This is a genomic window from Actinomadura luzonensis (assembly GCF_022664455.2).
In the GTDB taxonomy this organism is placed as follows: Bacteria; Actinomycetota; Actinomycetes; order Streptosporangiales; family Streptosporangiaceae; genus Nonomuraea; species Nonomuraea luzonensis.
Genome location: NZ_JAKRKC020000001.1, coordinates 4,245,018 through 4,271,196, shown reverse-complemented (window position 1 = coordinate 4,271,196; position 26,179 = coordinate 4,245,018). Strand labels below are relative to the sequence as shown.

Below are 26,179 nucleotides of genomic sequence, written 5' to 3'. Positions count from 1 at the left end.
CTCTGCTGTTTCGGCTGCTGTTCCGCACCGTTTTTTCGCGAAATCACTGCACTTATTTGCAGTGAATCGGAGGGCCTATCGCGGAAGGCTCACGGGCGGGCTCACGGGCGGGCTCACGGGCGGGCGACGTCCACCGGGACCGCCGGGAGTCCGGGCGGCGGGGGAGCGTCGGTGACCAGGCGTTCCACCGCCTCCCAGCCGCACACCCGGATCGGCGCGTCCAGCGCGAACTTGCGCGCGTCCGCCACCACGACCGTGCGGCGGGCGGCGGCGACCAGCCGGCGCTTGGTCTCGGCCTCGTACGGCGTCGCCCCGTACACGCCGGCCGCGTCGAGCGCGGTCGCGGCCAGGAACAACGTCCGCACGCGCAGGTGCTCCAGCGCCGCCAGCGTCTCCGGGCCGCCGAACGAGCGCGTCTCCCGGCCGTACTGGCCGCCGACGCCGATGAGCGTGACGTCCGCGCGCGGTGCGAGCACCGCGATCGCCGGCAGCGAATGGGTGATCACGGTCAGCCCCGCGCCGGCGGGCAGCAGCCGGGCGATCTCCAGCGTGGTGGTGCCGGAGTCGAGCGCCACCGCCGTGCCCGGCTCGACGTGCCGCACCGCCGCCGCCGCGATCGCCCGCTTGGCCTCGGCCGCCTGGGCGCTGCGGTCCGCGAACGGCACCGCGCCCGCGTCCACCGCCGCCGCCCCGCCGCGCACCGCCCGCACCAGGCCGTCCCCGGCCAGCCTGCGCAGGTCGCGGCGGACCGTGTTGGGGGAGACGCCGAGCTCGCTCACCAGGTCGGCGGCGGCGACGTAGCCGTCCAGCTCGACCCGGCGCAGGATCGCCTCCCTGCGGGTGGGGGCCGAGGAGTAGCGCAGGCCGGGGTCGTCCATGGTCACCATCATGGCGGACGCGCCGCGCCGAGGATGGCGGATTTACGCCAACTTATGGTCGTATAGTGACAACATGGCGCTGCTGGCCGGGATCGACGCCGGGACCACCCACCTCAAGGTGGGCTTCTTCACCGAGGACGGCACCCACGCCTGCGTCGTCCGCACGCCGGCCCCCGGCGACCTGCCCGCCCTCGTGGCCGCCGTCCTGGCCGGCCTGGCCGCCTGCGCGCGGCAGGCCGGACGCGGGCCGCGCGCGATCGGGATCGCCGGGATGGCGGAGACCGGCGTGCCGCTCGACCGCGCCGGCCGGCCGCTCACCCCGCTGCTGTGGTGGCACGACCCGCGCGCCGCCGCCGAGGCCGCCGCGCTCGGCCGCGACGACGCCGCCCTGTACGCCGCCACCGGCCGCTGGGCCGACGCCAAGGCCCCGCTCGCCAAGTGGCTGTGGCTGCGCGCGCACCGGCCCGAGGTGCTGGCGGCGATGCGGTGGTGGGCGAGCGTGCCGGACGCGGTGGCGTACGCGCTGACCGGCGTCCTCCGCACCCATGCCACGCTCGCCGCCCGCACCCTCGCCTACGACGTCACCGAGCGCGCCTACCACGAGGACCTGCTGGCGCTCGCCGGCCTCCGCCCCGACCGGCTGCCGCCCCTGGCGGGGCCCACGGAGGCGGTCGGCGGGCTGACGGCCCGCGTGCCGGGGATCCCGCCCGGCGTGCCCGTGGTGATCGCCGGACACGATCACGCGGTGGGGGCCTGGGCGGCCGGGGTGCGGCGGCCGGGGCAGGTCGCCGACTCGATGGGGACGGCGGAGGCGGTCATGGTCCCGTGCGGCGGGCGGCCGGTGGGGGCGGCGGGGCTCGCGCTGGGCGTCACGGCCGACCCCGCGCCGGACGGGTCCGGCACCGTCCTCGTCGGCGCCCTCCCCACCAGCGGCGCCCTCCTGGACTGGCTCCTCACCCTCCTCCCGTCACCCGAACCGCCCCTCCCACCCTCCGAGACGCCTCTCCCGCTCTCCGAGGCGTCCCTCCCGACGCCCGAGGCGGCCCTTCCGCACGGTGAGACGCCGTGCCCGGTCTCTGCCGCGGCTTTCCCGCCTCCCGAGACCACCCTCACGAGGCCCGGGACGGCCTTCCCGTCCGGCGAGACGCGTCACCTGGCCTGTGCGGCGTCGTCCGGGACGGCCGCCACGACGCCCCTGCCAGGGGCGGGGCAGCCGGGGGCCGCCTCGGGCGATCCGGAAGGCGGGGGTGGGGCGGGCGGGCGGTACGGCAGGGTGGCGCGGTGGCTGGACGGGGTGCGGGTGCCGACCGGGGTCGTCGTGGAGCCGTACCTGCGCGGCCGGGTGGCGCCCGCGCCCGACCGGGCGAGACGGGTGACGATCTCCGGCCTCGGCCCGGAGCACGGGCCGGGGGACCTGCTGGCGGCGGCCGTCGAGGGCGCGTGCCTGCACGTGCGCTGGATCACCGACGAGGTGGCCGCGCTGGCCGGGGTGGTGCCCGGGCGGGTGGTCGCGTTCGGCGGGCAGGCCAGGATCCCGCTCTGGATGCGGGTCAAGGCCGCCGTCACGCCCGTCCCGCTGGACGTGCTCCGCACCGGCGACGCCGTCTGCGCCGGGGCCGCCCTCGTCGCCGGGCAGGCGGGCGGCTCGCTGGACGACGTCCCCGTCCTGCCCGCCGTACGCCATCCGCCCGACCCGGCCCTCGACTACACCTCCCAGTACGCCCGCTTCCTCGCCACCGCCCGCCGTCCCGGGGCCGGGCCCGGGAACGGGACGAACACCCACCGATCGGAGCCCGCATGACCTCCCCCACCGGCACCGCGACCCCCACGCTCGACCTGCTGGCCCGCCCCTCCGGCGGGTTCGCCATGGTGGCGATGGACCAGCGCGAGAGCCTGCGGCAGATGTACGCCGCCGCCACCGGCCGCCGCGTGGACGACGCCGTCCTCACCGCGTTCAAGCTGGCCGTGGCCCGCGAGCTCGGCCCGCACGCCTCCGGCTTCCTCATCGACCAGGACCACGGCTTCCACCGGGTGGCCGCCGAGGGCCTGGTCACCGGCGGCGGGCTGATCGTCGCGGCCGACGCCCTGCGGCAGGAGCCGGACGGCCCCGTCGAGGACACCGCGCTCGACGACCGGGTGGACCTGGACGCCGCCCGCGCGGCCGGCGCGGTCGCCGCCAAGCTGCTGCTCATCTGGCGGGACGACGAGGAGCGGGACCGCCGCCTGGAGATCGCGGCCGAGTTCGTCCGCAGGTGCGCGGCGGCCGGGCTGCTGTCGGTGCTGGAGGGCGTGGCCAGGCCGGCGGCCGGGCAGGACGACGCGTTCGACGGGCCGGCCGCGATCCGGGAGGCGGCGGCGGAGCTGGCGGGGCTGCGGCCGAGCCTGTACAAGGCGCAGGTGCCCCTGGGCGGCGCGGCGCCCGAGGAGCGGCTGGTGGAGGAGTGCGCGCGGCTGGACGCGGTGATCCCCGTGCCGTGGGTGGTGCTGTCGCAGGGGGTCGAGCGCGACGACTTCCCGGCGGCGGTGCGGGCCGCCTGCCGGGCGGGCGCCTCCGGCATGCTCGCCGGCCGGGCCGTCTGGAGCGACCTGGTCGGAACGGGGGCCGGCGGCCCGGGAATGGCCGGCGGCGCGGGGATGGGCGGCGGTGCGGGGATCGGTGACGGCCTCGGGATCGGCGGCGGTGCGGGGATCGGTGACGGTCGCGGCGGCCCCGGGATCGGTGGCGGCCCTGGGACGGGTGGCGGTGCAGGGGCAGGTGGCGGACCCGGCGGCGGGGATGAGCTGGGGGCCGCGTTGCGGGAGCGTGCCGTGCCGAGGCTGCGGCGGCTGGCCGCCGTCGTGGACGAGTACGCCCACCCCTGGAGCGCCCGATGAGCACCCCCACCGGCAAGATCGCGATGCTGCACACCGTCCCCGCCCTCGCCGCCCCGCTCGGCGAGCTCGCCGCCGAGGTGCGCCCCGGCGCGCAGATCGTGCACTTCGCCGACGAGAGCCTCCTCCAGGACACCATCGCCCACGGCGGCCCGCCCCCGCACGTGCTGCGCCGCCTGGTGGCCTACGCCGCGTTCGCCAAGGAGTCGGGCGCGGAGACGCTGCTGGTCACCTGCTCCTCCATCGGCGAGGCCGCCGAGCGCGCCCGCCCGTTCGCGGAGCTGCCGATCCTGCGCATCGACCAGCCCATGGCCGAGGAGGCGGTGGCGACGGGCGAGCGCGTCGGCGTCCTCGCCACGCTGGCCACCACGCTCGGGCCCACCACCAGGGCGGTCCGGCGGGCGGCGGCGCGGCGCGGGCTGCGGCGCGAGATCGTCCCGCACCTGTGCGAGGGCGCGTTCGAGGCGCTGCGCGCGGGCGACGCGGCCCGGCACGACGCGCTGGTGCTGGCGGGGTTCGGCGAGCTGGCGGGCAAGGCGGACGTCGTGGTGCTGGCGCAGGCGTCCATGGCGCGGATCGTGACCCGGGCGGCGGCCGGCGTGCCGGTGCTGTCCTCGCCGCGCTCGGGCGTCGCCCAGCTCGCCCGCCCGCCGGCCGAGGGGTGACGACCACGGTTTGACATGGATTGGGCGTCGCCTTGATCACGGCGTCTTGTGCGGCCTCGTCGCGGAATCGTACGAACGAACCCGTACCTCTCATTCGCGTACATGGAGGCCGCCGTGCGCTTATCCATCCCCCTCATGAGCCCCCTCATGAGCCCCCTCATGAGCGCCGCCCTCGCGGCCGTGCTCCTCGTCCCGGCAGGGGCGGCGACCGCCGGACCGGCCGAGCCGCCCGCGCCCGCCGTCCGCGACTTCGGCAACGGCCCGGAACGCAACGAGGAGGCGGCGGGCGTCGCCGGCGGGCAGCAGGCCCGGACGCTCCGCACCGCCCCCGGCGCCACCACGGGGGAGACGTCCGCCGGCCCGTCCCGCGACCTCGGCTACCCCCGCCGCACCCGCCTCCCCGAGCCCGCCGCGAATCCCGCCGACGCCTCCGTCAAGCTCGGCCTCGTCCCGTACCACGGCATCGCCCCCAGGCTCAACGACCTGCAGCGGCGCAGCGACCGGGTAAGCGCCGAGATCATCGGCCACAGCGCCGAGGGCCGCGACCTCTACCTCGTCACCGTCACCGCGCCCGAGAGCCGCGCCGAGGCCCGCGAGCAGACCCGGCTGCGCGAGCTCATCGAGAACGACCCGGCCGCCGCCGCCCGCGACCGCCGGTTGGCCGCCCGTTACAAGGCCCCGCTGTACGTCAACGCCAACATCCACGGCAACGAGTGGGAGGGCACCGACGCCGTCCTCCGCACCGTGGAGGAACTGGCCACCAGCACCGACCCGGCGGTCGCGGCGCTGCTCGCCCGCACCCGCCTCTACTTCAACGTCACCGCCAACCCCGACGGCCGCGTCAACGGCGTCCGCCCCAACGGGAACGGCTTCGACCTCAACCGCGACTTCGTCACCGCCTCCCAGCCCGAGGTCCGGGCGATGCGCCGGCTCATGATCGACGCCCAGCCGGTCACCATGATCGACCTGCACGGCTACGTCAACGGCACGCTCATCGAGCCCACGACCCCGCCGCACGGCGCCAACTACGAGTACGACCTGTTCATCAGGAACGCCTACGCCAACGGCCTCGGCATGGAGGCCGCCGTGAACGGCCTCGGCTACACCTTCGACAAGGACGGCGTGCGCCCGGCGCAGATCCCGTTCCGCGACAGCGCCGAGGGCTGGGACGACTGGCCGCCGATCTTCACCCCGCAGTACGCCCCCTTCCACGGCACGGTCGCCTCGCACACCGTCGAGATCCCGCTGCGGGTCAACAACGCCGACTACGTCAACCTGCCGGTCGAGGAGCTGCGCCGCCGCTCGGCGATCAACACCGACGTGGCCGCCGCCGCCGTCCGCGCCGCGTACACGTTCGTGCGGGACCGGCACGACGAGCTGATCGCCGACCAGATCGAGGTGTTCCGGCGCGGCGCGGCCGGCGAGCCGGCGAGGACGGTGCCGCTCGGCATCGTGCCCGGCTTCGGCCCCGAGGACGTCTACACCACCACCTACCCCCGCGCGTACGTCATCACCGGGCAGCGCTCGGCCACCGCCGCCGCCCGCCTGGTCGACCACCTCGTGGCCAACGACGTGCGGGTGGAGCGGGCCAGGCACGCCTTCCGCGCGGACGGCAGGACGTACCCGGCCGGCTCGTACGTCGTGGACCTGCGCCAGCCCAAGCGCGGCCTGGCCAACGTCATGCTGGAGCCCGGCGCGGACATCTCGCCCCGGGTGGACGCCATGTACGACATCTCCGGCTGGAGCCACGCCCTGCTCTGGGGCGCCACCGTCACGCCGGTGACCGGCGCGGCGCCGCGCGTCGCGGCCGAGCCGGTGCGCGCCGCCGCGCCGACCGGGTCGGTGCCGCGCGCCGCCGGGCCGCTCGCGCTCCAGGTCGGCGACGCCAAGGAGGTCCAGGCGGTCAACGACCTGCTCGCCCAGGGTGTCGCGCTGACCTGGACGGCCGGCGGCCGCGCGATCGTCCCCGCCGACGCCCGCCGCCAGGCGAGGACCGTCGCCGACCGCTACGGCGTGACCTTCACCCCGGCCGGCGACGCCACCGGGACGCCGCTGACGCCGGTGCGGGTCGCCGCCGCCGTCTCCGCGGACGAGCTGTTCACGCTGCGCGAGATGGGCTTCCAGGTCACCCCGGTCTCCACCGCCGTGCTCAACGCCGGCTTCGACTGGAGCGCGACGGACGTGCTGTTCGTCTCCAGCGGGCTCAGCCACACCGCGCTCAACCCGGCCGCGCGGGCGGCGCTGGACGCCTTCCTCGCCACCGGCGGCGTGGTCACCCGCGGCGGCACGGGCGCGGCGTTCAACGCGGCGGCCGGGCTGCTCACCGCGACCGCGGTCGCCGGCCGCTCCGACGCCAACGGCGTGGTCCGCGTCGTGTCGGCCCCGTCCGGGGCGGTCGGGGCGGGGTCGCCGGAGCACTCGTTCGTGTACTCGCCGCGCTGGTTCACCGGGCTCGGGCCCGAGGTCACGGTCGAGCAGGCGTACGCGGCCGACGGGCCCCTCGTCGCCGGTCACTGGCGGCCCGACCCCGGCACCGGCGCGGGCGGCCCCGAGCAGGCCAGGGGGCAGGCGGCGGTGATCAGCGGACGGGACGAACGCGGCGCGGCCGTCGTCATGTTCGGCACCGAGCCGATGTTCCGCAACCATCCGAAGGGGCTGTTCCCGCAGGTCGCCAGGGCGTTGTACTGGTCGGCCGCGGTGACCGGCGCCACCGCCGCCACGCCGTGACCGGTCCGGCCGGTGGGTCGCGCGGCGGCGGACGCCCGCGTTCGGCATGATCGACCTCATGAAGACGATCGTGATCGGAGCCTCCGGGACCCTCGGCCGGGCCGTCGTGGCCGCTCTGGAGCCGCGCCACGAGGTCGTCGCGGCCTCGCGGCGCGGCCCCGTACGAGTGGACCTGGAGGACCCGGCGACGCTGGACGAGCTGTTCGAGCGGGTCCCCGACGCCGACGCGGTGGTGTGCTGCGCGGCCGGCGGGCCGCTCGTGGATCTGGAGAAGGTGACCGACGAGGAGTTCGCCGCCGGGCTGCGGGCCAAGCTGCTGGGCCAGGTCGCCCTCGCCCGGCGGGCCGTGCGGCACCTGCGCGACGGCGGATCCATCACCCTGACCGGCGGCACCTTCACCGAGCCGCTGCCCGGCGGGTCGCTGGGGGCGCTGGTCAACTCGGGGCTGGCGGGCTTCGTCCGCAACGCCGCCGCCGAGCTGCCGCGCGGGCTGCGCATCAACCTCATCAGCCCCGGCTGGATCAGCGAGACCCTGGAGTCGATGGGGCGCGACCCCGCCGACGGGACGCCGGTCGACGACGTGGCGCGGGCGTTCCTGACGGTGGTCGAGGGTGGCGTGCGGGGCGAGAACATCATCCCGTGACGGGCAGCGGGGCCGGGCGGATCACTCCACCCGGTCCCGCTGCCGCCGGCGCCGGCCGTCAGGCCGTCAGGCCGGCTGAGGGGCGGGCGCGTAGCCGGCGGGGCGTGTGGTGAACGTGCCGCGGCCCTGAGTGCGGCCGCGGAGGCGGGTCGCGTACCCGAACACCTCGGCCAGCGGCACGACCGCCGTCACGACGACCGTGCCCACGCCACCGGCGCCGCTGCCGTGCACGCCGCCACCGTCACCGTCACCGTCACCGCCGCCACCGCCATCGCCGCCGCCGGTTCGGGTCACCGAGCCGATCACCCGGCCGCGCCGGGCGGCGAGGTCGCCGAGCACCGCGCCGGCGGCGTCGTCCGGGGCCGTCACGGTGACCTCGGCCACCGGCTCCAGCAGCACCATCGCGCACGACCGCAGCGCCTCGCGCAGCCCCAGCCGCCCGGCGGCGCGGAAGGCGAGCTCGGAGGAGTCCTTCGGGTGCGTGGCCCCGTCGGTCAGCGTCACCCGCAGCCCGGTCACCGGATGGCCGCCGAGCGGGCCGGCGGCGAGCGCGTCCCGGCAGCCGGCCTCGACCGCCCGCACGTACTCGCGCGGCACCCGCCCGCCGCTCACCGTGGAGCGGAACGCGAACCCCTCGCCGTCCATCGGCTCGACGTCCAGCACGACGTGCGCGAACTGCCCGGCGCCGCCGTCCTGCTTGACGTGCCGGTACAGCACCCCGGACACGCCCCGCACGACCGTCTCCCGGTGGGCGACCTGCGGACGCCCCACGGCGACGGCCAGGCCGTGGTCGCGGCGCAGCTTCTCCGCGGCCACCTCCAGGTGCAGCTCGCCCATGCCGGACAGCAGCGTCTGCCCGGTCTCCGGATCGGACCGCACGGACAGCGACGGGTCCTCCTCCGCCAGCCGGGCCAGCGCCGCCGCCAGCCGGCCCGCGTCGGTGCTCCTGCGCGGCTCGACGGCCACGGACACCACCGGCTCGGCCGGGCTCGGCGGCTCCAGGACGACCGGGTGGTCCGGCGCGCACAGCGTCGCGCCGGGCCGGGCCGCCTTGGGGCCGACCAGCGCCACGATGTCGCCGGCCACCGCCCGGTCCACCTCGGCGTGCCGGTCGGCCTGCACCCGCAGGATCCGCCCGGCCCGCTCGGCGCGGCCCGCGCCCGCGTCCAGCACCGTGTCGCCCTTCCGCAGCGTTCCCGAGTAGAGGCGCACGTACGTGAGCCGCCCGGTCGCCGTCGCGCTGACCTTGAACGCCAGCGCCACCAGCGGCGCCGCCGGGTCGGCGGGATGCCCGGCGGCCGGCGCGTCGAGCGGCGACGGCAGGTACGCCACGACGGCGTCCAGCAGCGGCTCCACGCCCCGGTCGCGGTAGGCGGCCCCGCACAGCACGACCACGGCCGCGCCGGAGAGCGTCAGGTCCCGCAACGCGCCGGTCAGCGTGCCCGCGGAGATCGCCGCCACGCCCGCACCCGCACCCGCACCCGCACCCGCGTCCGCGTCCGCGTCCGCCGGAGCGTCCGCCGGCGCGGGGGCCGCGCAGAACTCCTCCAGGGCGCCCGGATGCAGCTCGGCGACGGCCTCCTCCAGCAGCCGGCGCCGCCGCCACGCCTCCTCCAGCAGCTCGCCGGGCACAGGGCTCTCCCGCACCGGGCCGCCGTCGCCGTCCCACGTCAGGGCGCGCATGCCGACCAGGTCCACGACGCCGCGGAACCCGTCCTCGCGCCCGATCGGGAGCTGGACGGCCAGCGGCGCCGGGTGCAGCCGCGCCCGGATCGAGGCGACGGCGGCGTCCAGGTCGGCCCCGGCCCGGTCCATCTTGTTGACGAACGCCAGGCGCGGCACCCCGTACCTGTCGGCGCGCCGCCACACGGACTCGCTCTGCGGCTCGACCCCGGCCACAGCGTCGAACACCGCCACCGCGCCGTCCAGCACCCGCAACGACCGCTCGACCTCGTCGGAGAAGTCGACGTGGCCGGGCGTGTCGATGAGGTTGATCCGGTGCCCGGCCCAGTCGCAGCTCACCGCGGCGGCGAAGATCGTGATGCCGCGGTCGCGCTCCTGCGGGTCGAAGTCGGTGACGGTGGTGCCGTCGTGCACCTCGCCCCGCTTGTACGTGGCGCCGGCGAGGTACAGGATCCGCTCGGTGACGGTCGTCTTGCCGGCGTCCACGTGGGCGAGGATGCCGAGGTTGCGGACGACGGCGAGCGGGTCGGTGACGGTACGGGTGCGCATGGCCTACGGCCCTTTCAGGAAAAATCAGGAAACGAGGACAGCGCGATTCACCCGGCGAACGGACCGCCGGCAGCCCGGGAAGGGCGCGGGTCGTTCGTCAGGACATCCGGCGACGGCCGCGCAGCCGGCGCCGGGGCGACGAAGACACCAGGATCACCTCGTACCGCGAGACGGGCAGGACGACAGCGGCGGCAGCGGCGGCAGCGGTGGCGGTCGCGCGGCGCATGGCTCGTCCTTTCTGCACTCGTCCTCGATGGCGGCGGGTTCGAGGCGAGTGTAGTGAAACGCCCTCCGCCGGCCAACGCGTTTTACCGGCCGCGACCCGCCCACCGGCGAGGTTCACCACGCCGACGCCTGCCTGCCGCCGCCGCGAGAGGCCGCCGTCATGTCCGCATGTCGACATAGGCGCGAGACCCCTTCAGGGAAGGACGCGCGCCATGACGATCTCGCTCGACACCGGCCGCTACACGGTCGGGATGGCCACCAGCGCGGCCGACGTCAGGGCCGCGCAACGCCTGCGGCACGAGGTGTTCGCCGAGGAGATGGGGGCGCGCCTGGACAGCCCGCTGTCCGGCCTCGACGCCGACCGCTTCGACGCCTACTGCGACCACCTGCTGGTCCGCCAAGGGACGGAGGTCGTCGGGACGTACCGGCTGCTGGCCCCGGGCCGCTCCGACCGGCTCTACTCCGACGGCGAGTTCGACCTGGGCCGGCTCGCGCCGCTGCGCGCGGGCCTGGTGGAGGTCGGCCGCACCTGCGTGCACCCCGGCCACAGGGACGGCGCGGTCATGGCGCTCATGTGGTCCGGCATCGCCCGCTACATGGTGGACGGCGGGCACCGGTGGCTCGCCGGATGCTGCTCAGTGCCCCTGGACGACGGGGGCGCGACGGCGGCGGCGGTGGCCGCGCGCGTGCCGCTCGGCCCGGAGGAGTACCGGGTGACGCCGCGCCTGCCCTGGCGCGGCGGGCCCGCCGCTCCTGGGGACCGGTTCGTGGCGCCCCCGCTGCTGCGCGGGTACCTGCGGCTGGGCTCATGGGTGTGCGGGGCGCCCGCGCACGACCGCGACTTCGGCACCGCCGACTTCTTCGTGTTGTTGTCCATGGACCGCGTCAACGCCCGCTACCTGCGATTCTTCCTGGGAGACCACCGGTGACCGCCCCACCGCTCGGCCCGCCCCCCACCCCTCCGCTCGGCCCGCCCGTCACTCCTCCGCTCGGCCCGCCCGTCACCCCGCCCGTCACCCCGCCCGTCACCCCGCCCCTCACCCCTCCGCTCGCCCCTTCGCTCGCCCCGTCCCGCGCGGAGGTCAGCCCGTGGCGGCCGCTCGGGCCGTGCACCCCGGCCGCCTGCCTGGAGCCGCCGGTCGCGGCGGCCGGTCCGGTGCGGCTGGCGGCCCGGCTGGCGGCGGCGCTGCTGGTGGTCCTCGCCGGCCTGCCCCTCGCCCTCGCTCTCGGCCGCATCCCCGCCGAAGGCGGCCGCGCCCCCGCCGGAGGCGGCCGGGGCAGGGAGCGGGCGGCCGTCACCCGGGCCTGGGCGCGGCTACTGCTGCGGTCCCTCGGCATCCGGGTCGAGCTCACCCGCACCGGCCCCGGGCTGCCCGCCGGCACCGGCGCGCTCGTGGTGGCGAACCACGTCTCGTGGCTCGACCCGCTGATCATCGCCGCGACCCTCCCGTCCTCCCGCCCGCTCGCCAAGCGGGAGATCGCCTCCTGGCCGTTCGCGGGCGGCCTGGTGGCCGGCTCGGGAGCCCTGTTCATCGACAGGGAACGCCTGTCCGCGCTGCCCGCGACGGTCGCCGCCGTCGCCGCCGCCCTGCGCTCGGGCGACACGGTGGTGGCCTTCCCCGAGGGGACGACCTGGTGCGGCCGGGGGATGGGCCGCTTCCGCCCGGCGCTCTTCCAGGCCGCGCTCGACGCGGGCGCCCCTGTGCTGCCCGCCACGATCCGCTACCGGGAGGACCCGGGAGCCGGGCTCTCGACCCGCCCCGGGTACGTCGGCGACGACTCGCTGCTGGCGTCCCTGCTGCGGGTGGCCGCCACCCGGCACCTCGCCGCCGAGGTCACGCTGCTCGCCCCGCTGCCGCCGGCCGGCACCCGCAAGGCGCTGGCCGCCGCCGCCGAGTCGCGCGTCCGGGCCGGCGCCGCCGGGGCGCGGAAGGCCGGCCCTCACGGCTCGACGACGTGGCCGACCCGGAAGACCCCGTCCGGGTCGTAGGCCCGCTTGACCTGCCGCAGCCGCCCGTGGTCCGCGGCGGACCAGGCCGCCGCCGTACGCCGGGTGTCGGCCAGGAAGTTGAGGAACGTCCCCCCGTTGTCGTACGGCCGCAGCGCCTCGGCCAGCCCGGGCACCGGCGTGTCCACGATCACCGACAGCCGCGTGCCCCGGTGGCTGACCGGCCCGGCGTCCGGCCCCGGACGGCCCATCGCGCCGCCCCAGTGCCGGATCTCGACGGTCTGCGCCTGCCCGGCCGCGGCCACCAGCACGTCCACGACCTCGCCGGGGACCTCCTCCAGCATCGACATGTGCCGGTTGGGGGTGCCGCCCATCGCGGTGTCCGCGTACGTCGTCGTGCGGGTCTCGTCCAGCAGCGCCGGGCCCGCCGCCCGCCACAGCGGGGCCAGCAGCCGCCGGCCCTCCGCCTCGTCGCCCGCGTGGACCACCTTGAGCTGCGCCACGTGCCGTCCGGGCAGCGGCCCGTCGGCGGGCATCCGCCGCAGCACCACGGCCGTGCTGAGCGCGTCGGGCGCGTCGTCGATCCACGTCCGGTACGCCTCCAGGAGCTCGCCCGCCGCCTCGATCGGGAAGTAGGCGAACCCGCTGTGGACCCGCGCGACCGGGTGCAGCCGGAACTCCAGCGAGGTCACCACGCCGAACCCGCCGCCGCCCCCGCGCAGCGCCCAGAACAGCTCGGGGTGGCTGTCCGGGCTCGCCGTGACGTGCCTGCCGTCGGCCAGCAGCACCTCGGCCCGCAGCACGCTGTCGGCGGCGAAGCCGTGCAGGCGCGCCAGCCAGCCGAGCCCGCCGCCCAGCGTGTAGCCGGTGACGCCGACGCCGGGCGCCGAGCCCGACAGCGGTGCGAGCCCGAACGGGGCGGCCGCGGCCACGACCTCGCCCCAGCGCGCGCCCGGGCCCACCTTGGCGACCCGGCGGACCGGGTCGACCAGCACCGACGCCATCGGCGACGTCCGCACCAGCACCCCGTCGTCGGCCGCGGCGTGCGTGCCGTGCCCGGTCGCCTGCACCGCGAACGGCACCCCGTGCGCCCGCGCCGCCAGCAGCGCGGCCCGCAGGTCCGCCACCCCGTACGCCTCGGCCACGACGGCCGGGCGGGCGTCCACGGCGGGGTTCAGGCCGCGGCGCAGCTCGTCGTAACGCTCCTCGCCGGGGCGGTGCACCGGGCCGGTGAAACCGCTCAGCGTGATGTCGTCCTGGATGTAGTACGGCCGGCTCATCTCGATGCCCTTCTCTCAGGTCCTGCGTCAACTGTGCGGAAGGGCGCTTACGGTCTCGTTCCCGTCGCCTTACCGCACCTCTTAAGACCGGATGAGAGCCAGGATCTCGTCGGAACGCGGCCGGCGAATCCGGCCGTCGTCGTCATTCCCGCTACGCCGCCGGCGGTAGGAGGAGGCCCGGACTGCTGCGGCGGGAGTGGTACCCGACAGCTCCCCTCGCTGTCGCGGCGCCCGCGGCGCGTCGTCGCCCGGCACCGGGAGGTCGTGAGCTGGGAGCACGCCGACAGGTACCAGGCCGACGTGATCCTCTCCGGCGCGCGCAGCCAGTCGATGAAGCCCGAGGAGACGGCGAGCAAGCCCACCTGGGCCAGGACGACCTGGTCGAACAGGCGGTCACGTCGTGCGCTGCTGCATGGCCTTGCGCCGCTGCTCCTCGACGGCCGAGCCGGACTGCCGCCGCGCCATGCGCCGCAGCACCACGGGAGCGAGCAGGAACCCGGCGGCCGCCCACACCCCCAGCACGACCGCCGTCTCCAGGTGCCGCCACGACTCGCCGATCTCGGCGACGGCCATCGCGTCCGGCAGCATCGCCGAGCGCAGGCCGAGCGCCAGCCAGTACAGCGGGAACACCTGCCCGACCCACTGCAGCCACTCAGGGAAGCCGGAGATCGGGTAGAAGACGCCGGAGATCCCCATCAGGACCATCATCGGGAAGGTGACGAAGCCGACGCCCTGCGCCGAGCCGAACAACGAGCCGAGGATCGCCCCGAACGGCAGCACCGCGACGAGCCCGAGCGCCACCACCCACCCGAGGGTGACCCAGGCCGAGACCCGCCCGAGGTCCAGCCCGCCGAACAGGAACGCCGCCGGGACGAGCGGCACCAGCAGCCCGATGACGGCCGTGCCCGCCCGGCTGGTCACCTTGCCGACGAGGTAGCCGGTCATCCCCTTCGGGGTGGCCTTCGCGCGCAGCAGCGTGCCGTCCTCGCGGTCCATCGTCAGCGACAGGGCCAGCATCATCATGCCGTTGAGCACGACGTTCATGCCGAGGATGCCCGGAAGGGCCTGCGAGCCGAGGGAGAAGCCGGTGCCCGGCACGGTGTTGTGCCGCAGCAGGAACATGACCACCAGGGTCACGACCGGGAAGAACATCACCGACCAGAGGTCCTGGCCGCTGGTCATGGTCTGGCGGAACTCGATCCAGCCGCGCTGCAGACCGGCGCGCGCGGCCGCCGTGCGGGCGTCCGTCGCCGTGGTCATCGGGCCACCTCCCTCAGTTTCGCCGGCGGCTGGGTGCGCCGCCCGGACTCGTACTCCTGGACCAGGCTCACGTAGACGTCCTCCAGGCTGACCGCGCGCACCTGGAGGTTGCCGACGGCGTCGCCGTGCGTGGCGAACAGCTCGCGGACGTACCTGGTGGCGTCCGCGACCGACTCGGTGTGCGGGACGCCGTCGAGGGTGTAGCGGACCTCCGACTCGCTCGACACCTGGGCGGCCAGCTCCTCGGCGGTGCCGTCGGCCACGATGCGCCCGCCCGCGAGGATCACGATGCGGTCCGCGAGCCGCTCGGCCTCGTCGAGGTCGTGCGTGGTGAGCAGGATCGCGGTGTCCTGGCCGTGCGACAGGCTCTGGACGAGGTCGTGGAAGTCGCGCCGGGCCTGGGGGTCGAAGCCGACCGTCGGCTCGTCCAGGAAGAGCAGGTCGGGGCGGCCGACCAGGCCGATGGCCACGTCGAGCCTGCGGCGCTGGCCGCCCGACAGGGTGCCGATCACCGCGCCGGCCCGGTCGGCGAGCCCGACCAGGCGCAGCAGCTCGTCGGCCCGGTACGGCTCGCGGAAAGGCACGTAGAAGCGGCTGAGGTGGTCGAGCAGCTCCCCGGCGCGCCACCTGCCGTGGTCCCGCCACGACTGCAGGACGATGCCGATGCGGGCCAGCCACGCGTCGCCGGCCTGGCCGGGGTCGGCGCCGAGGACCTCGACCTCGCCAGCGGAGCGGCGGCGGAAGCCCTCGAGGATCTCGATGGTGGTCGTCTTGCCCGCGCCGTTCGGGCCGAGCAGGGCGACCACCTCTCCCTGGTGGACACGCAGGTCGACGCCGTGCAGCACGTCCGTCGTCCCGTACCGCATGCGCAGGTCGCGGGTCTGGATCACGGGGGTCGCGGAAGGGGCCCGGCCTTTCTCCGATGGTTCTGCGGCTTTCCGGTGCGTGATGTCCATACTTAAAGTCTCTCATTGAAGTTTTACGTTGAACGTTGTCATGCTGTTGAGCGCCCATAGGATGGCTCCGTGGTCGCGAAACCCTCAACTCCCGCGTTGCGCCCGGTTGACCTGGCGCGCGAGGTGGGCGTCTCCACCCAGCAGATCCGCAACTACGCCGACGCCGGCATCCTGCCGCCCACCGAGCGCACGCCCTCGGGCTACCGCCGGTTCGACGCCCGGCACCGGGCCGCCCTGCTCGCCTACCGGTCGCTGGCGAAGGGCTTCGGCTGGGACACCGCCCGTTCGATCATGCTGACGATCCACGCGGGCGACGTGCCGGGCGCGCTCGCCCTCATCGACGAGTCCCACGCCGGCCTGCACGCCCGGCGGCTCGCGCTCCGCTCGACCAGCGAGGCCCTGCAGGCCGTGGCGGACGATCCCGCCCCGGTCCCGGCGAGGAACCTGACGCGGATCGGGGAGGTCGCCCGGCACCTCGGGCTGCGCACCTCGGCGCTGCGGGTGTGGGAGGCCGCCGGGCTGCTCGCACCGGAACGCGAGCGGGTCACCGGCTACCGCCGGTACGGCCCCGACGACGTCCGCGACGCCCGGATGATCCACATCCTGCGGCAAGGCCGGCACCCGCTGCCGCAGATCAGGGCCCTGCTCGACGAGCTGCGCAGGACCGGCAGCACGCAGGCCCTGCGCGTCGCGGTCGAGGAGCGGCGGCACGCGCTCACCCGCACCGCCGCCGCGATGCTGGAGGGCGCCGCCGTGCTGCACGGCTACCTGAGCATGGACGCCCACGACGGCGGCCCGCCCTCACCGGCGCGCCTGTTGCAGGACACATGAGCTGAGCCCGCCGTCCACGGTGAGCGTGGCGCCGGTGACGTAGGAGGCCCGGTCGCTGCACAGCCACGCCGCGGCCTCGGCGATCTCCCCGGCGCCCGCCACCCTGGCCAGCGGGGCGGTCTCGGCCAGCGAGGGCTCCACGGCGGGGCTGGCCGCCATCCACGCCTCGCTCATGGGCGTGCGGGCCACGCCGGTGGCGACGGCGTTGACGCGGATGCCGCGCGCGCCGTACTCGGCCGCGCCCGCCTTGGTCAGGCCGATGACGGCGTGCTTGGCGGCCACGTAGGCGGCCGACACGGGCCCGGCCAGCAGCCCGGCGACGCTCGCGTTGTTGACGATCGAGCCGCCGCCGCGCGGCAGCATGGCCCGGATCTCCTCGCGCATGCAGTGCCAGGTGCCGCCCGCGTTCACCGCCATCACCCGGTCGAGGGCCGCGTCGTCGGCCAGGTGCATGGCGTCGGGGCCGCCGCCGCGGCCGGCGTTGTTGAAGGCCGCGTCCAGCCTGCCGTACCGGCCGAGGGCGGCGGAGACCACGCGGGCGGCGTCGCCGGGCACGGTCACGTCGCCCGCGACGTGCACCGCCTCGTGCCCCTGCCCGGTCAGCTCGTCCACGAGGTCGCCGAGCTCGCGCCCGCCGCGCGCGGTCAGGACGACGGCCGCGCCCTCGCGGGCGAACAGCCGGGCGGCGGCCGCGCCGATGCCCCGGCTGGCCCCGGTGATCAGGATGACCTTGCCGGTCAGGAACGCGCTGTCGGTCATGGTCGTCTCCCGTGTGGTCAGGTCAGGGCGGCCGGTGTGATCAGCCCGTCGGCCAGGTGCTCGCCGTCCTGTGTCAGGGAGACCAGGGTGGGCTCGTCGTCGCCGATCGGGTCGGCGGCCCGTACGGTGACGGGCCGGTCGAGGTCGGCGTAGCGGTGGAAGTTGGCGCTGAGGGCGCGCACGCCGACCTGGCGCGGCCAGTGCCGGCACCGGGTCGCCTGGAGCATCGCCTCGATCATGAGGTTGCCCGGCACGTGGTCCATGGGGTGGTCGAACAGGACCGGGTGCGGGCGGCAGCGCAGCGTCCAGACCTCGGCCTCGCCGGTGGCGGACAGGACGACGTCCTCGGGGTGCGCCTTGCCCACCCGCTCGGCGGGCACCGGCGGGCCGGCGGCGAACGGCTGACCGCAACGCCTGACCTGGCCCGCGCGCAGGCGGGCGAGCACGGCCGGGCTGATGCAGCGGGCCCGCGCCCGCGCCGTGCCCGCGTGCCGGGCGCCGCGGTGCAGCTCCATGGTGTAGCCGAGGCCCTTGGGTGCGCGCCCGCCGCGGCCGGTCGGGCGGCAGGTCACCGACAGCACCACGTCGCTGTGGGTCGGCTCGCAGGCGAGCGCGTCGGCCGGGATCTCGAAGGCCAGGTGGTCCATGACGAAGGCGTGCCCGGCCGGGACGCCGTAGCCGGCGTGCCCGATGAGCAGCCCGGCCTGGCGCACGCTCTCGACGAGCAGGAAGGGGTCGTGCCGCCCGTGGACGGTCCGGTAGAAGCGGTGGCAGAGCGGCCACTGGGCGCCCAGCAGATAACGGTCCGGGCCGTCCGCCCGGAAGCCGGTGATCAGCACCTCGGTGACCGCGGTCCGGTGGACGAGCCGGCGGGGGATGGTCTGTTCGAACAGGCTCTCTTCGTGGCGCAGATCCGGCCCGGTGAGCCCCATGCGGATGTCACCTCCCGAGAGGATGGTGAAAACAAACCTACCGGTATCCTTGTTTCTCACCACCGTCAGCCAGATTTCTGTAGCTTTACGGTCATATCAGCCGCTCTGAACAGGAAAATCCCGCATTGTAGCTACCGGACCGGCCAGCTAAGATACCGGCCAAAAGACTTTCCTGTACTTGGCGGTCGAATGGCACGACGGCTCCAGCAGCGCGCCGAACGCACCCGCGCCGTCGTGCTCCGGGCCGCGGCCGAGGTCTTCGCCGCGGACGGCTTCCGTGGCGCGCGCATGGCGGACATCATCGCCCGCACCGCGGTGACCAAGGGCGCGGTGTACTTCCACTTCTCCTCCAAGGAGGAGCTGGCGCAGGCCGTCGTCGCCGCCCATCGCGAGGAGGGCGCCCGGCTGGCCGAGACCGTCGCCGCCCAGGGCGCCACGCCGCTGCGCACCCTGATCAACCTGTCCTACGCCTACGCGCGGCTCATCAAGGACAACCCGATCCACCTGGCCGGCGTGCGGCTGGTGGCGGAGGGCACCTTCGGCAGCCCCACGCTGGAGGCGTTCACCGACTGGGACCTCGTGCTCGTCAAGCTGCTCGAGGAGGCCAAGGACCGCGGCGAGCTCCGCGGCGACCTCGACGCGGAGGCGTGCGCCAGGTTCATCAACAGCGCCTTCTACGGCACGCAGATCCTGTCGTTCATCTACAGCCGCCGTGAAGACCTCATGCAGCGGCTCGACACGATGTGGCAGGTGCTGCTCAACGGGCTGCTGCCCGAGGGGCGCAGCGTCATCCTGATGTCCCAGGCCGGATAGCCGCCTCCGCCGCCCCCGCGGCGCGCGCCGCGGGCCGCCCGCAGCCGAGCGGGTCGCCGGGGTGCGGGTGCGGCCGGCCGGCGGGCAGGTAGGCCGACGGGGCCGTGGTCAGCGCCGGCAGGAGCGTCCGCCAGACGGCGGTGATCGTCCGCGCGTCGAGCCGGTCGGGGCGGCGGCGGGAGAGCGCCTCCAGGCCCGGCACGAACGCCACGAGGATGGCCTCCACGCCCTCCGCGCTCTCCGGGGCCGGGGCGGCCTCCGCCAGCAGGAGCCGGAGCAGCGGGATCCAGCGCTCGCGCGGGGTGCCGCCCTCGCCGTCCAGCCGGAGGCCGGCGCGGAAGACGACGTCCCTGGCCAGGTTGCGGGTGAGCAGGTGGGTGAAGTCGATCATCGCCTGGACGGCGGCCCGGCCGTCGCAACGGCAGGACGCCAGCCGCTCCATGCCGGTCCAGATCTCGTCGGCGTGCTCCCGGATCTCCTCGGCGAGCCGGTCCTTGGAGCCGAAGTGGAAGTACAGCGCGCCCTTGGTGGTGCCGCTGAGCTGCACGATCTCCATGAGCGAGGTGCCGGCGAAACCGCGTTCGGCGAAAGCTTCCGCGGCACCGTGAATGATCTTGTTTCGGGTGAGTTCCGCGCGTTCCTGGATCATCGCCAAGTCCCTCACCTTCACACCGAACAAACCTTCTGTGCTGTTTTTGATAACCTCGCTGACCTGGATTTACTCAATAAACATCCCAGGTGATGACAGAATTGACAAAACCAACCGGACGGTTTTAGCTGGCGATCGCGTCACCAGTTGCTTCGTCCTTCGAGGAGGAAGGATGCGATCGTTCTGATGAGTGCCGCCGTCAACCGACAGACCCGTCCGGGGCTCGCCTCAGGGGTGCGCGCCGGAGCCCCGGGCGAGCAGGGCGCCGTCCGGGGCAGGCTGGGGATCGACGCGGGGGTCTACGCGGGCCGCGTCGAGCTGCGCATCCCCGTCGGGCTCGGCTTCGAGTCCTGGTGCCGGATCGGGCAGCAGATCCGGCGGATCAGCGACTCCTCGTGCTGGTGGCTGGCCGACTGGCTGGTCTACGGCGAGGAGCAGTTCCCCGGCCGCTACCAGGTCGTCTGCGAGGAGACCTCGCTCAGCTACCAGACGTTGCGCAACTATGCCTGGGTGGCCAGGAAGTTCCCGCCGTCCCGGCGACGGGACAGCCTGAGCCTCCAGCACCACGCCGAGGCCGCCTCGCTGCCGGAGGCCGAGCAGGATCTCTGGCTCGCCCGCGCCGAGCGGGAGAGCTGGTCGGCCCGCCGGCTCCGGCAGGAGCTGCGCAAGCGGGCGCGCAAGCTCGACGAGGCCGACCCGGCGACCCGCGTGCAGGTGACGCTGAGCCTGGACTCCGAGCGCCGGGACCGGTGGATGCAGGCGTCGGAGGCGGCCCACATGCCGTTCATGGACTGGATCGTGCGGATCATCGACGACGCGTCCGGCGACCGGAACGCTCCTGACAGGAAGACCGCCTGAGGAAAGGACCGCATCGCATGTTCGTCCCCGGTCCCTACCGCCAGCCGGCCGGCGGCTGGACGGCAGAGCTGGTCCGCGGCAACCCGCTGGCGCTGCTGGCCACCAACGGGCCCGCCGACGCCGGCCCCTACGCCACCCACGTGCCGGTCATCCCCGACCCGGCCGGTCCCGAGCCGTGGGCGGCCGACCTGTCGGGCGCCGTGTTGCTGGGGCACATGAACCGGGCGAACCCGCACTGGAAGGCCCTGGAGCCGGGCGGGCCGGCGCTGGTGACCTTCACCGGCCCGCACGCCTACGTCTCGCCGGCCGTTTACCGGGTCAGCCCGGCCGCGCCGACGTGGAACTTCACCTCCGTCCACGTCCACGGCACCCTCAGCCCCATCCGCGGCGAGGCCGAGACGCTGGAGGTGGTGTGCGCCACCGTGCGCGCCTTCGAGGCGGCGTTCGGGACGGGCTGGGACATGACGGATTCGCTCGGCTACTTCCGGCGCATCCTGCCGGGAGTGGGCGCGTTCCGGATCGCCGTGACCCGCGCCGAAGGCATGTTCAAGCTCAGCCAGGAGCAGCGGCCGGAGATCAGGGAACGCGTGCGGGCCTCCTTCGCGGCGCGGCCCTCCTGCGGCGCCCGCCAGGTCGCCGAGCTCATGGGCCGCCTCGCCGGTGAGCCCGTCCCCCCGCCGCGCGACCCGGCGACGGTCCAGGAAGGACCGGGCCGGAGAGCGTCGTAGCAAGCCGTAGCAAGCGCCGACCAGGAAACGCGAGCGGACATGCGCACCGTCAATGACCTGTTCGAATCGACCGTGGCCCGCATGGGCGACCGGCCGGCCCTGATCACGCCCGGCGGGACGGTCGGCTACGCCCGGCTCAACGCCGACGCCAACCGCCTGGCCAGACGGCTCGTCGCGGCCGGCGTCGGGCCCGACACGCTGGTCGCCGTCGCGGTCCCGCGCACCGCCGGGCTGATGACCGTGCTGCTCGCGGTGCTCAAGGCGGGCGGCGCCTACCTGCCCCTCGACCCCGCCTACCCGGCGGAGCGGCTGTCGTTCATGCTGCGGGACGCGCGGCCGGTGCTGCTCGTGCGCTCGTCGGAGGCGCACGTGCCCGGCGCGGACATTCCCGAGCTGCTGATCGACGATCCCGCCGTCGCCGCCGCGTGCGCGGCGCAGCCGCACCACGACCTGACGGACCGGGACCGCCGCGCCCCCCTCCGTCCCGGCCACCTGATGTACGTGATCTACACCTCCGGCTCGACGGGCCGGCCCAAGGGCGTCGCGGTGACGCACTCCGGCGTGGCCGCCCTCGCGGCCAGTCAGGCCGCGGAGCTCGGCGCCGGGCCGGGCGACCGGGTGCTCCAGTGGGCCTCCATCAGCTTCGACGCGGCCTTCTGGGACATCTGCCTCGCCCTGCTGTCCGGCGCGGCGCTCGTGCTCGCGCCCGCCGGCGACCTGCTGCCCGGGCCGCCGCTGCACGACACCATGCGCAGGAACGCGGTCACCCACGCGACCCTGCCGCCGGTCGCGCTGAGCGTCACCGACGCCGCCGGGCTGCTGCCGGGCGGGGTCGTCATGTCCACCGGCGACGCCGTCACCCGGCCGCTCGCCACGACCTGGTCCGCCGGCCGGCGCATGTTCAACGGCTACGGCCCCACCGAGGTCACCGTGGGCATCGCCATGGGGCCCATCACCGGCCGCGAGGAGATCAGCATCGGCCGCCCCCTGCTCGGCAGCGCCGTCCACGTGCTGGACGAACGCCTCGGCGAGGCGGCCCCCGACGCGGAGGGGGAGCTGTACCTGGCCGGGCCCGGCCTCGCCCGGGGGTACCTCGGCCGTCCCGCGGAGACCGCCGCCCGGTTCGTCGCCGACCCGTACGGCCCCGCCGGCTCCCGCATGTACCGCTCCGGGGACCGCGGCCGGCGCCGGGCCGACGGCGAGCTGTTCTTCGCCGGGCGAGCCGACGACCAGGTGAAGATCCGGGGCTTCCGGGTCGAGCTGGGCGAGATCGAGGCCCGGCTGAGCGCGCACCCGGCGGTCGAGCTGGCCTGCGCGGTCGTGGAGGGCGGGCTCGCCGAGGCCCGCGTGGTCGCCTACGCCCGGACCCGCCCCGGCGACCCGGTCACCGGAGCCGACCTGCGCGCCCATCTCGCCGCCGCGCTGCCCGCGCACATGGTGCCCGCCGCCGTCGTCGTGCTGGAGAGCTTCCCCACCCTGCCCAACGGGAAGATCGACCGCGCCGCCCTGCGCCGGGCCCCCGCGCCGGCGGCGGCGGGCGACGACGTGTGCGGCCTGGCGGCCGAGATCCTGGGCGTGCCGGAGGCCCGCCCTGAGGACAACTTCTTCGACCTCGGCGGCCATTCGGTGCTGGCCACCCTGCTGGCCCGCAGAATTCGCCGGGAGTTCGGTGTCTCGGTGCCGATCAGAAGCATTTTCGAGGCGGCCACCCTGGCCGATATCGAAGGGCTGGTGCAAGCCGGCTCCTGACCGTTCGAAAAGCGCCTCGGAGATATTCCGGGGCGCTTTTTCGTGCCTCGCGAGGCGGGCTGTGAATGACTGGTGAAAGGTTTTGCCCGAGGGGCCGGCGGCCGTGTTAGGGAAGAGGTATGACCAGCGCTCTTTCCGCATATCGCGCGTACCGCGAATATCTGTCTCTGGACACGTTGCTGGACCTGCAGAAGCCCAATACCGGGCAGCCCGACGAATTGTTGTTCGTCGTCGTCCACCAGTCGCACGAGTTGTGGTTCAAGGAGCTGCTGCACGAGCTGGGCGGCCTCCAGGCGGCCCTCGCCGCGGCCGACAGCGGCCACGCCCTGCGGACGCTGCGGCGGCTCGGCGCCGGGTTCGCGGTGCTGACGGCGCAGCTCCGGGCGCTGGAGACGCTCACCGCCGGGCAGTTCGACGCCTTCCGCGAGCGGCTGGGCGGCAGCGGTTTCTACTCCGCCCAGTTCCGCGAGATCGAGCTGGTGCTGGGCCGGTGCGACGGCGACGTGGCGCGGCAGTTCCCCGCGGGCAGCCCGGCCAGGGCGCGCATCGAGGACAGGGCGGGCCGGCCCCGGCTGTTCGCCTCCTTCCTGGAGTACCTGGCGGCCTGCGGGTACCCGCCGCACGACGTGCCGCTGGCCCTCCGCACGGTGGAGCGGGACGACGCGGTGGCGGCGCAGGTGTGCGAGGGGCTGCGCGACCTGGACCAGGCCTTCCAGGAGTGGCGCTTCCAGCACGCCGTCCTGGCCCGGCGGGTGATCGGCGACAAGGCCGGGACCGGCGGCTCGACCGGCGCGGAGTTCCTGCGCGCGACGGTCTTCACGCCGTCCTTCCCCGAGCTGTGGCACGTGCCTGACCCCCAGTGAGCCAGCGGGAAGGACATCGGATGCGAGCCACGACGAACGTCGGGGTCGGCGGCCTCAGCCCGCGGGCGCTGGACGAGACGGCGAGGTGCCCGTCCTCGGCCCTGAACAGCCTCGCGGAGTGGCAGGAGACGGCCGGCCCGGCCGCGTTCCCGTTCCGCCCCATCGTGCGGCACTACCAGGCGGTGGGCCGCGGCCGGGCGGACGCCGAGCTGGTCAAGGCCCTGCGCGTGCTGGCCGAGCAGGGCTGCCGGCGGCACGGCGGCGGCGGGAGGCCGGCCCACGGGACGATCCTGTCGTCCTGGCTGCCCTGCACCTTCGACCAGGAGGACGGCGACTACGACTCCTACGGCGCGATGCCCCTGCTGCACCAGGTGGCCGGGACCGCGGCCGGAGGCCCCGACACGGGCCTCGACCTGCAGCAGGTGGCGCTGCTGGGCGACCTGCTGGCCTTCGAGGCCGCCGCCGGCCGGGTGTGCGGCTCCGCCCCGCAGCAGGTCCGGGTCCGGGCCTGCCTGCGGGCCCTGGCCAGGGCGGGGGAGCTGGCGCCCGGAGCGGCCGGGGTGACCGCCCGCTTCCCCGGGGCGCCCGCCGCCGACCGGGCGGGGGAGCTCGCCCTGCTCGCCCTGGAGGCCGTGCCGCCCGCCGTGCGGCTGGCCGCCGAGATCACCCTGCTGCCCATGACGCCGCTGCACGACGAGGTGATGTTCATCCGCAGCATCCAGGTGTTCGAGCTGGTCTACCGGCAGGTGGCGCGCTGCCTGGAACGGGCGGTGACGGCCCTCGCCGGCGGGGACCCGGCGGCCGCGGCGGCCGAGGTGCGCGGCGCGACGGCCCGCGTGGCCGCCACCGGCAGCCTCTACCGGGTGCTGACCACCATGCCGAAGGAGTCGTTCGCGGTCATCCGGTCGTCCACCGACGGCCGCAGCGCCATCCAGTCCCGCGCCTACCGCGAGGTGGAGCGCCTGAGCGCGCCCCTGCCCACCGAACGGCTCCCCATGGAGCTGCTCCGGCTGGACGAGCGGCCGCGGCCAGGCCGCTCACTCCAGGAGGAGTACCTGGCGGCGGGCGGCGGGCCACGACTGGACGACCTGGCCGCCGCCATGACGGGCCTGGACCAGGCGTGGCACGCGATGAAACGCACGCACTGGGGGATCACCCTCAAGATCATCGGCCGGGTGCCGGGCACCGGCGGCAGCTCCGGCGCCGACTACCTGCGGGAGGCGGCCGAACGCCCGCTGTTCCCCGCGCTCTCACCAGGAGGCCCGCATGCCTGAGCACGACGACGGCTACCGCGCGCTGCGGCACGCGATCATGGGCTACATCGTCTCGCAGGCCATCTTCGCGGTCACCGAGGCCGGCGTGCCCGACCTGCTCGCCGACGGCCCCGCGGAGGCCGCCGGCCTGGCGGCGCGCGCCGGGGCGGACGCCGGCGCGCTCACCCGGTTCCTGCGCGTGCTCGTCGCCGAGGGCCTGTTCACCGAGGGGCCGCGCGGCACCTTCGCCCTCACCGCGACCGGCGCGCACCTGCGCGCCGACCGGCCCGGCTCGCTGCGGCACCTGGTCACCCTGATGGCCGGCGCGCCCTACCGGGCATGGGGCCTCGCCGGGCACTCGCTGCGCACCGGGAAACCGGCCTTCGACGAGCTGTTCGGGCAGCCCATGTTCGCCTGGCTGCGCGCCCGCCCCGCCGAGTCGGCGGCCTTCGACGCCGCCCAGGCGGGCCTGGTCACCCTGCGCATGCAACCGCTGATCGAGCGGGACTGGAGCGGCGCCCGCACGGTCGTGGACGTCGGCGGCGGCAACGGCGAGCTGCTGAGGACGCTGCTCGCGGGCCACCCGCACCTGCGCGGCGTGCTGTTCGACCTGCCGCACGTGGTCCGGGAGGCCGACGTCCCGGCGGAGCGCTGCGCCGTCATCGGCGGCGACTTCTTCACCGGCGTGCCCGAGGGCGGCGACGTCTACGTGCTGGCCCAGATCCTGCACGACTGGGACGACGACGCTGCGGCCCGGATCCTGCGCGAGGTGGCCGCCGCCATGCCGCCGCACGGCACGCTGCTCGTCGTCGAGCAGGTGATTCCCGAGGACGACGCCCGCCACCCGGAAAAGCTCCTCGACCTGCACATGCTGGTGCTGCTCGGCGGGCGCGAGCGGACGGCCGGCGAATGGCGGGAATTGTTCGCGGCGGGCGGTTTCGAACTGACGGGAATTGACCGGGGAACGCGCTCCGCATTACTCGCCGGAAAACTCCGCGGACCTGCGGGGACGGTGTCCGGTCGGCAGGACAATGGCGCTGGCAATTGACTCGCGGGACC

General features: G+C 75.3%; 23 protein-coding genes. 15 read left to right on the top strand and 8 right to left on the bottom strand.

Annotated features, from left to right (window positions below; genetic code table 11):
* Positions 1–113 precede the first annotated feature (113 nt).
* Entirely contained in the window at positions 114–878 is a 765-nt protein-coding gene (locus MF672_RS20680) for a DeoR/GlpR family DNA-binding transcription regulator (protein WP_242375664.1), read from the bottom strand.
* A 73-nt stretch (positions 879–951) separates the two neighbouring features.
* Here MF672_RS20680 and MF672_RS20675 point away from each other — a divergent pair, with 73 nt between their 5' ends.
* The 5 genes from MF672_RS20675 to MF672_RS20655 all read left to right on the top strand — a co-directional run bounded on the left by MF672_RS20675 (position 952) and on the right by MF672_RS20655 (position 7,784).
* On the top strand, positions 952–2,679 hold the full coding sequence (locus MF672_RS20675) for an FGGY-family carbohydrate kinase (RefSeq protein ID WP_242375663.1): 1,728 nt from the start codon (positions 952–954) through the stop codon (positions 2,677–2,679).
* Positions 2,676–3,752, top strand: coding sequence for a hypothetical protein (locus MF672_RS20670; protein WP_242375662.1), 1,077 nt, complete (start codon positions 2,676–2,678; stop codon positions 3,750–3,752). Before MF672_RS20675 ends, MF672_RS20670 begins: the two co-directional genes overlap by 4 nt.
* Positions 3,749–4,414, top strand: a complete 666-nt coding sequence (locus MF672_RS20665) for an aspartate/glutamate racemase family protein (protein WP_242375661.1) — start codon at positions 3,749–3,751, stop codon at positions 4,412–4,414. The genes MF672_RS20670 and MF672_RS20665 overlap by 4 nt, the downstream gene beginning before the upstream one ends.
* Before the next feature lie 147 nt (positions 4,415–4,561).
* A complete protein-coding gene (locus MF672_RS20660) occupies positions 4,562–7,141 on the top strand; it encodes a M14 family zinc carboxypeptidase (protein ID WP_242375660.1) in 2,580 nt (859 codons plus the stop codon).
* Positions 7,142–7,199: 58 nt separating this feature from the next.
* Positions 7,200–7,784, top strand: a complete 585-nt coding sequence (locus tag MF672_RS20655; RefSeq protein ID WP_242375659.1) for a short chain dehydrogenase — start codon at positions 7,200–7,202, stop codon at positions 7,782–7,784.
* A 66-nt stretch (positions 7,785–7,850) separates the two neighbouring features.
* On the opposite strand, the gene MF672_RS20650 is transcribed toward MF672_RS20655, so the two are convergent.
* Entirely contained in the window at positions 7,851–10,016 is a 2,166-nt protein-coding gene (locus MF672_RS20650) for an elongation factor G (RefSeq protein ID WP_242375658.1), read from the bottom strand.
* A 437-nt stretch (positions 10,017–10,453) separates the two neighbouring features.
* Between MF672_RS20650 and MF672_RS20645 the strand changes: the two genes are divergently transcribed.
* Positions 10,454–11,170, top strand: coding sequence for a GNAT family N-acetyltransferase (locus MF672_RS20645; protein WP_242375657.1), 717 nt, complete (start codon positions 10,454–10,456; stop codon positions 11,168–11,170).
* On the top strand, positions 11,167–12,231 hold the full coding sequence (locus MF672_RS20640) for a lysophospholipid acyltransferase family protein (RefSeq protein ID WP_242375656.1): 1,065 nt from the start codon (positions 11,167–11,169) through the stop codon (positions 12,229–12,231). The genes MF672_RS20645 and MF672_RS20640 overlap by 4 nt, the downstream gene beginning before the upstream one ends.
* Here MF672_RS20640 and MF672_RS20635 read toward each other — a convergent pair.
* From MF672_RS20635 to MF672_RS20625, 3 genes are all read right to left on the bottom strand, one after another.
* Entirely contained in the window at positions 12,183–13,469 is a 1,287-nt protein-coding gene (locus MF672_RS20635; protein WP_242375655.1) for an FAD-binding oxidoreductase, read from the bottom strand. The genes MF672_RS20640 and MF672_RS20635 overlap by 49 nt on opposite strands.
* A 393-nt stretch (positions 13,470–13,862) precedes the next feature.
* Complete coding sequence (locus MF672_RS20630) at positions 13,863–14,729, bottom strand: ABC transporter permease (RefSeq protein WP_242375654.1); 867 nt, start codon at positions 14,727–14,729, stop codon at positions 13,863–13,865.
* Entirely contained in the window at positions 14,726–15,685 is a 960-nt protein-coding gene (locus MF672_RS20625; RefSeq protein WP_407654734.1) for an ABC transporter ATP-binding protein, read from the bottom strand. The genes MF672_RS20630 and MF672_RS20625 overlap by 4 nt, the downstream gene beginning before the upstream one ends.
* Positions 15,686–15,781: 96 nt before the next feature.
* Between MF672_RS20625 and MF672_RS20620 the strand changes: the two genes are divergently transcribed.
* Positions 15,782–16,516 (top strand): MerR family transcriptional regulator, encoded by a 735-nt coding sequence (locus tag MF672_RS20620; RefSeq protein WP_242375653.1) that lies wholly within the window; start codon positions 15,782–15,784, stop codon positions 16,514–16,516.
* Here the strand turns inward: MF672_RS20620 and MF672_RS20615 are convergent.
* Together MF672_RS20615 and MF672_RS20610 are read right to left on the bottom strand one after the other, a co-directional pair.
* Positions 16,487–17,275, bottom strand: coding sequence for an SDR family NAD(P)-dependent oxidoreductase (locus MF672_RS20615; RefSeq protein ID WP_242375652.1), 789 nt, complete (start codon positions 17,273–17,275; stop codon positions 16,487–16,489). The two genes, MF672_RS20620 and MF672_RS20615, sit on opposite strands and share 30 nt — an antisense overlap.
* Positions 17,276–17,292: 17 nt before the next feature.
* Complete coding sequence (locus MF672_RS20610; RefSeq protein ID WP_242375651.1) at positions 17,293–18,207, bottom strand: ScbA/BarX family gamma-butyrolactone biosynthesis protein; 915 nt, start codon at positions 18,205–18,207, stop codon at positions 17,293–17,295.
* Between the two features lie 189 nt (positions 18,208–18,396).
* Between MF672_RS20610 and MF672_RS20605 the strand changes: the two genes are divergently transcribed.
* Entirely contained in the window at positions 18,397–19,020 is a 624-nt protein-coding gene (locus tag MF672_RS20605; RefSeq protein ID WP_242375650.1) for a ScbR family autoregulator-binding transcription factor, read from the top strand.
* Here the strand turns inward: MF672_RS20605 and MF672_RS20600 are convergent.
* Positions 18,995–19,669 (bottom strand): TetR family transcriptional regulator, encoded by a 675-nt coding sequence (locus MF672_RS20600; RefSeq protein WP_242375649.1) that lies wholly within the window; start codon positions 19,667–19,669, stop codon positions 18,995–18,997. The genes MF672_RS20605 and MF672_RS20600 overlap by 26 nt on opposite strands.
* A gap of 186 nt (positions 19,670–19,855) precedes the next feature.
* Here MF672_RS20600 and MF672_RS20595 point away from each other — a divergent pair, with 186 nt between their 5' ends.
* The 6 genes from MF672_RS20595 to MF672_RS20570 all read left to right on the top strand — a co-directional run bounded on the left by MF672_RS20595 (position 19,856) and on the right by MF672_RS20570 (position 26,168).
* Positions 19,856–20,527 carry an LmbU family transcriptional regulator gene (locus MF672_RS20595; RefSeq protein ID WP_242375648.1) on the top strand — a complete coding sequence of 224 codons (672 nt, stop codon included), beginning with the start codon at positions 19,856–19,858 and terminating at the stop codon, positions 20,525–20,527.
* Between the two features lie 17 nt (positions 20,528–20,544).
* Positions 20,545–21,255, top strand: a complete 711-nt coding sequence (locus MF672_RS20590; RefSeq protein WP_242375647.1) for an FMN-binding negative transcriptional regulator — start codon at positions 20,545–20,547, stop codon at positions 21,253–21,255.
* A gap of 39 nt (positions 21,256–21,294) precedes the next feature.
* On the top strand, positions 21,295–23,004 hold the full coding sequence (locus MF672_RS20585) for a non-ribosomal peptide synthetase (protein WP_242375646.1): 1,710 nt from the start codon (positions 21,295–21,297) through the stop codon (positions 23,002–23,004).
* 119 nt (positions 23,005–23,123) lie between these two features.
* Complete coding sequence (locus MF672_RS20580) at positions 23,124–23,867, top strand: tryptophan 2,3-dioxygenase family protein (protein ID WP_242375645.1); 744 nt, start codon at positions 23,124–23,126, stop codon at positions 23,865–23,867.
* Positions 23,868–23,887: 20 nt separating this feature from the next.
* A complete protein-coding gene (locus MF672_RS20575; protein ID WP_242375644.1) occupies positions 23,888–25,141 on the top strand; it encodes a tryptophan 2,3-dioxygenase in 1,254 nt (417 codons plus the stop codon).
* Positions 25,134–26,168 carry a methyltransferase gene (locus MF672_RS20570; protein WP_242375643.1) on the top strand — a complete coding sequence of 345 codons (1,035 nt, stop codon included), beginning with the start codon at positions 25,134–25,136 and terminating at the stop codon, positions 26,166–26,168. Before MF672_RS20575 ends, MF672_RS20570 begins: the two co-directional genes overlap by 8 nt.
* Positions 26,169–26,179 lie beyond the last annotated feature (11 nt).

What these genes read in the sequence shown, in the direction of transcription:
- MF672_RS20680 (WP_242375664.1), bottom strand. Translation starts at nt 878, where the DNA reads ATGGACGACCCCGGCCTGCGCTACTCCTCGGCCCCCACCCGCAGGGAG.
- MF672_RS20675 (WP_242375663.1), top strand. Translation starts at nt 952, where the DNA reads ATGGCGCTGCTGGCCGGGATCGACGCCGGGACCACCCACCTCAAGGTG.
- MF672_RS20670 (WP_242375662.1), top strand. Translation starts at nt 2,676, where the DNA reads ATGACCTCCCCCACCGGCACCGCGACCCCCACGCTCGACCTGCTGGCC.
- MF672_RS20665 (WP_242375661.1), top strand. Translation starts at nt 3,749, where the DNA reads ATGAGCACCCCCACCGGCAAGATCGCGATGCTGCACACCGTCCCCGCC.
- MF672_RS20660 (WP_242375660.1), top strand. Translation starts at nt 4,562, where the DNA reads ATGAGCCCCCTCATGAGCGCCGCCCTCGCGGCCGTGCTCCTCGTCCCG.
- MF672_RS20655 (WP_242375659.1), top strand. Translation starts at nt 7,200, where the DNA reads ATGAAGACGATCGTGATCGGAGCCTCCGGGACCCTCGGCCGGGCCGTC.
- MF672_RS20650 (WP_242375658.1), bottom strand. Translation starts at nt 10,016, where the DNA reads ATGCGCACCCGTACCGTCACCGACCCGCTCGCCGTCGTCCGCAACCTC.
- MF672_RS20645 (WP_242375657.1), top strand. Translation starts at nt 10,454, where the DNA reads ATGACGATCTCGCTCGACACCGGCCGCTACACGGTCGGGATGGCCACC.
- MF672_RS20635 (WP_242375655.1), bottom strand. Translation starts at nt 13,469, where the DNA reads ATGAGCCGGCCGTACTACATCCAGGACGACATCACGCTGAGCGGTTTC.
- MF672_RS20630 (WP_242375654.1), bottom strand. Translation starts at nt 14,729, where the DNA reads ATGACCACGGCGACGGACGCCCGCACGGCGGCCGCGCGCGCCGGTCTG.
- MF672_RS20625 (WP_407654734.1), bottom strand. Translation starts at nt 15,685, where the DNA reads ATGGACATCACGCACCGGAAAGCCGCAGAACCATCGGAGAAAGGCCGG.
- MF672_RS20615 (WP_242375652.1), bottom strand. Translation starts at nt 17,275, where the DNA reads ATGACCGACAGCGCGTTCCTGACCGGCAAGGTCATCCTGATCACCGGG.
- MF672_RS20610 (WP_242375651.1), bottom strand. Translation starts at nt 18,207, where the DNA reads ATGGGGCTCACCGGGCCGGATCTGCGCCACGAAGAGAGCCTGTTCGAA.
- MF672_RS20605 (WP_242375650.1), top strand. Translation starts at nt 18,397, where the DNA reads ATGGCACGACGGCTCCAGCAGCGCGCCGAACGCACCCGCGCCGTCGTG.
- MF672_RS20600 (WP_242375649.1), bottom strand. Translation starts at nt 19,669, where the DNA reads ATGATCCAGGAACGCGCGGAACTCACCCGAAACAAGATCATTCACGGT.
- MF672_RS20595 (WP_242375648.1), top strand. Translation starts at nt 19,856, where the DNA reads ATGAGTGCCGCCGTCAACCGACAGACCCGTCCGGGGCTCGCCTCAGGG.
- MF672_RS20590 (WP_242375647.1), top strand. Translation starts at nt 20,545, where the DNA reads ATGTTCGTCCCCGGTCCCTACCGCCAGCCGGCCGGCGGCTGGACGGCA.
- MF672_RS20585 (WP_242375646.1), top strand. Translation starts at nt 21,295, where the DNA reads ATGCGCACCGTCAATGACCTGTTCGAATCGACCGTGGCCCGCATGGGC.
- MF672_RS20580 (WP_242375645.1), top strand. Translation starts at nt 23,124, where the DNA reads ATGACCAGCGCTCTTTCCGCATATCGCGCGTACCGCGAATATCTGTCT.
- MF672_RS20575 (WP_242375644.1), top strand. Translation starts at nt 23,888, where the DNA reads ATGCGAGCCACGACGAACGTCGGGGTCGGCGGCCTCAGCCCGCGGGCG.
- MF672_RS20570 (WP_242375643.1), top strand. Translation starts at nt 25,134, where the DNA reads ATGCCTGAGCACGACGACGGCTACCGCGCGCTGCGGCACGCGATCATG.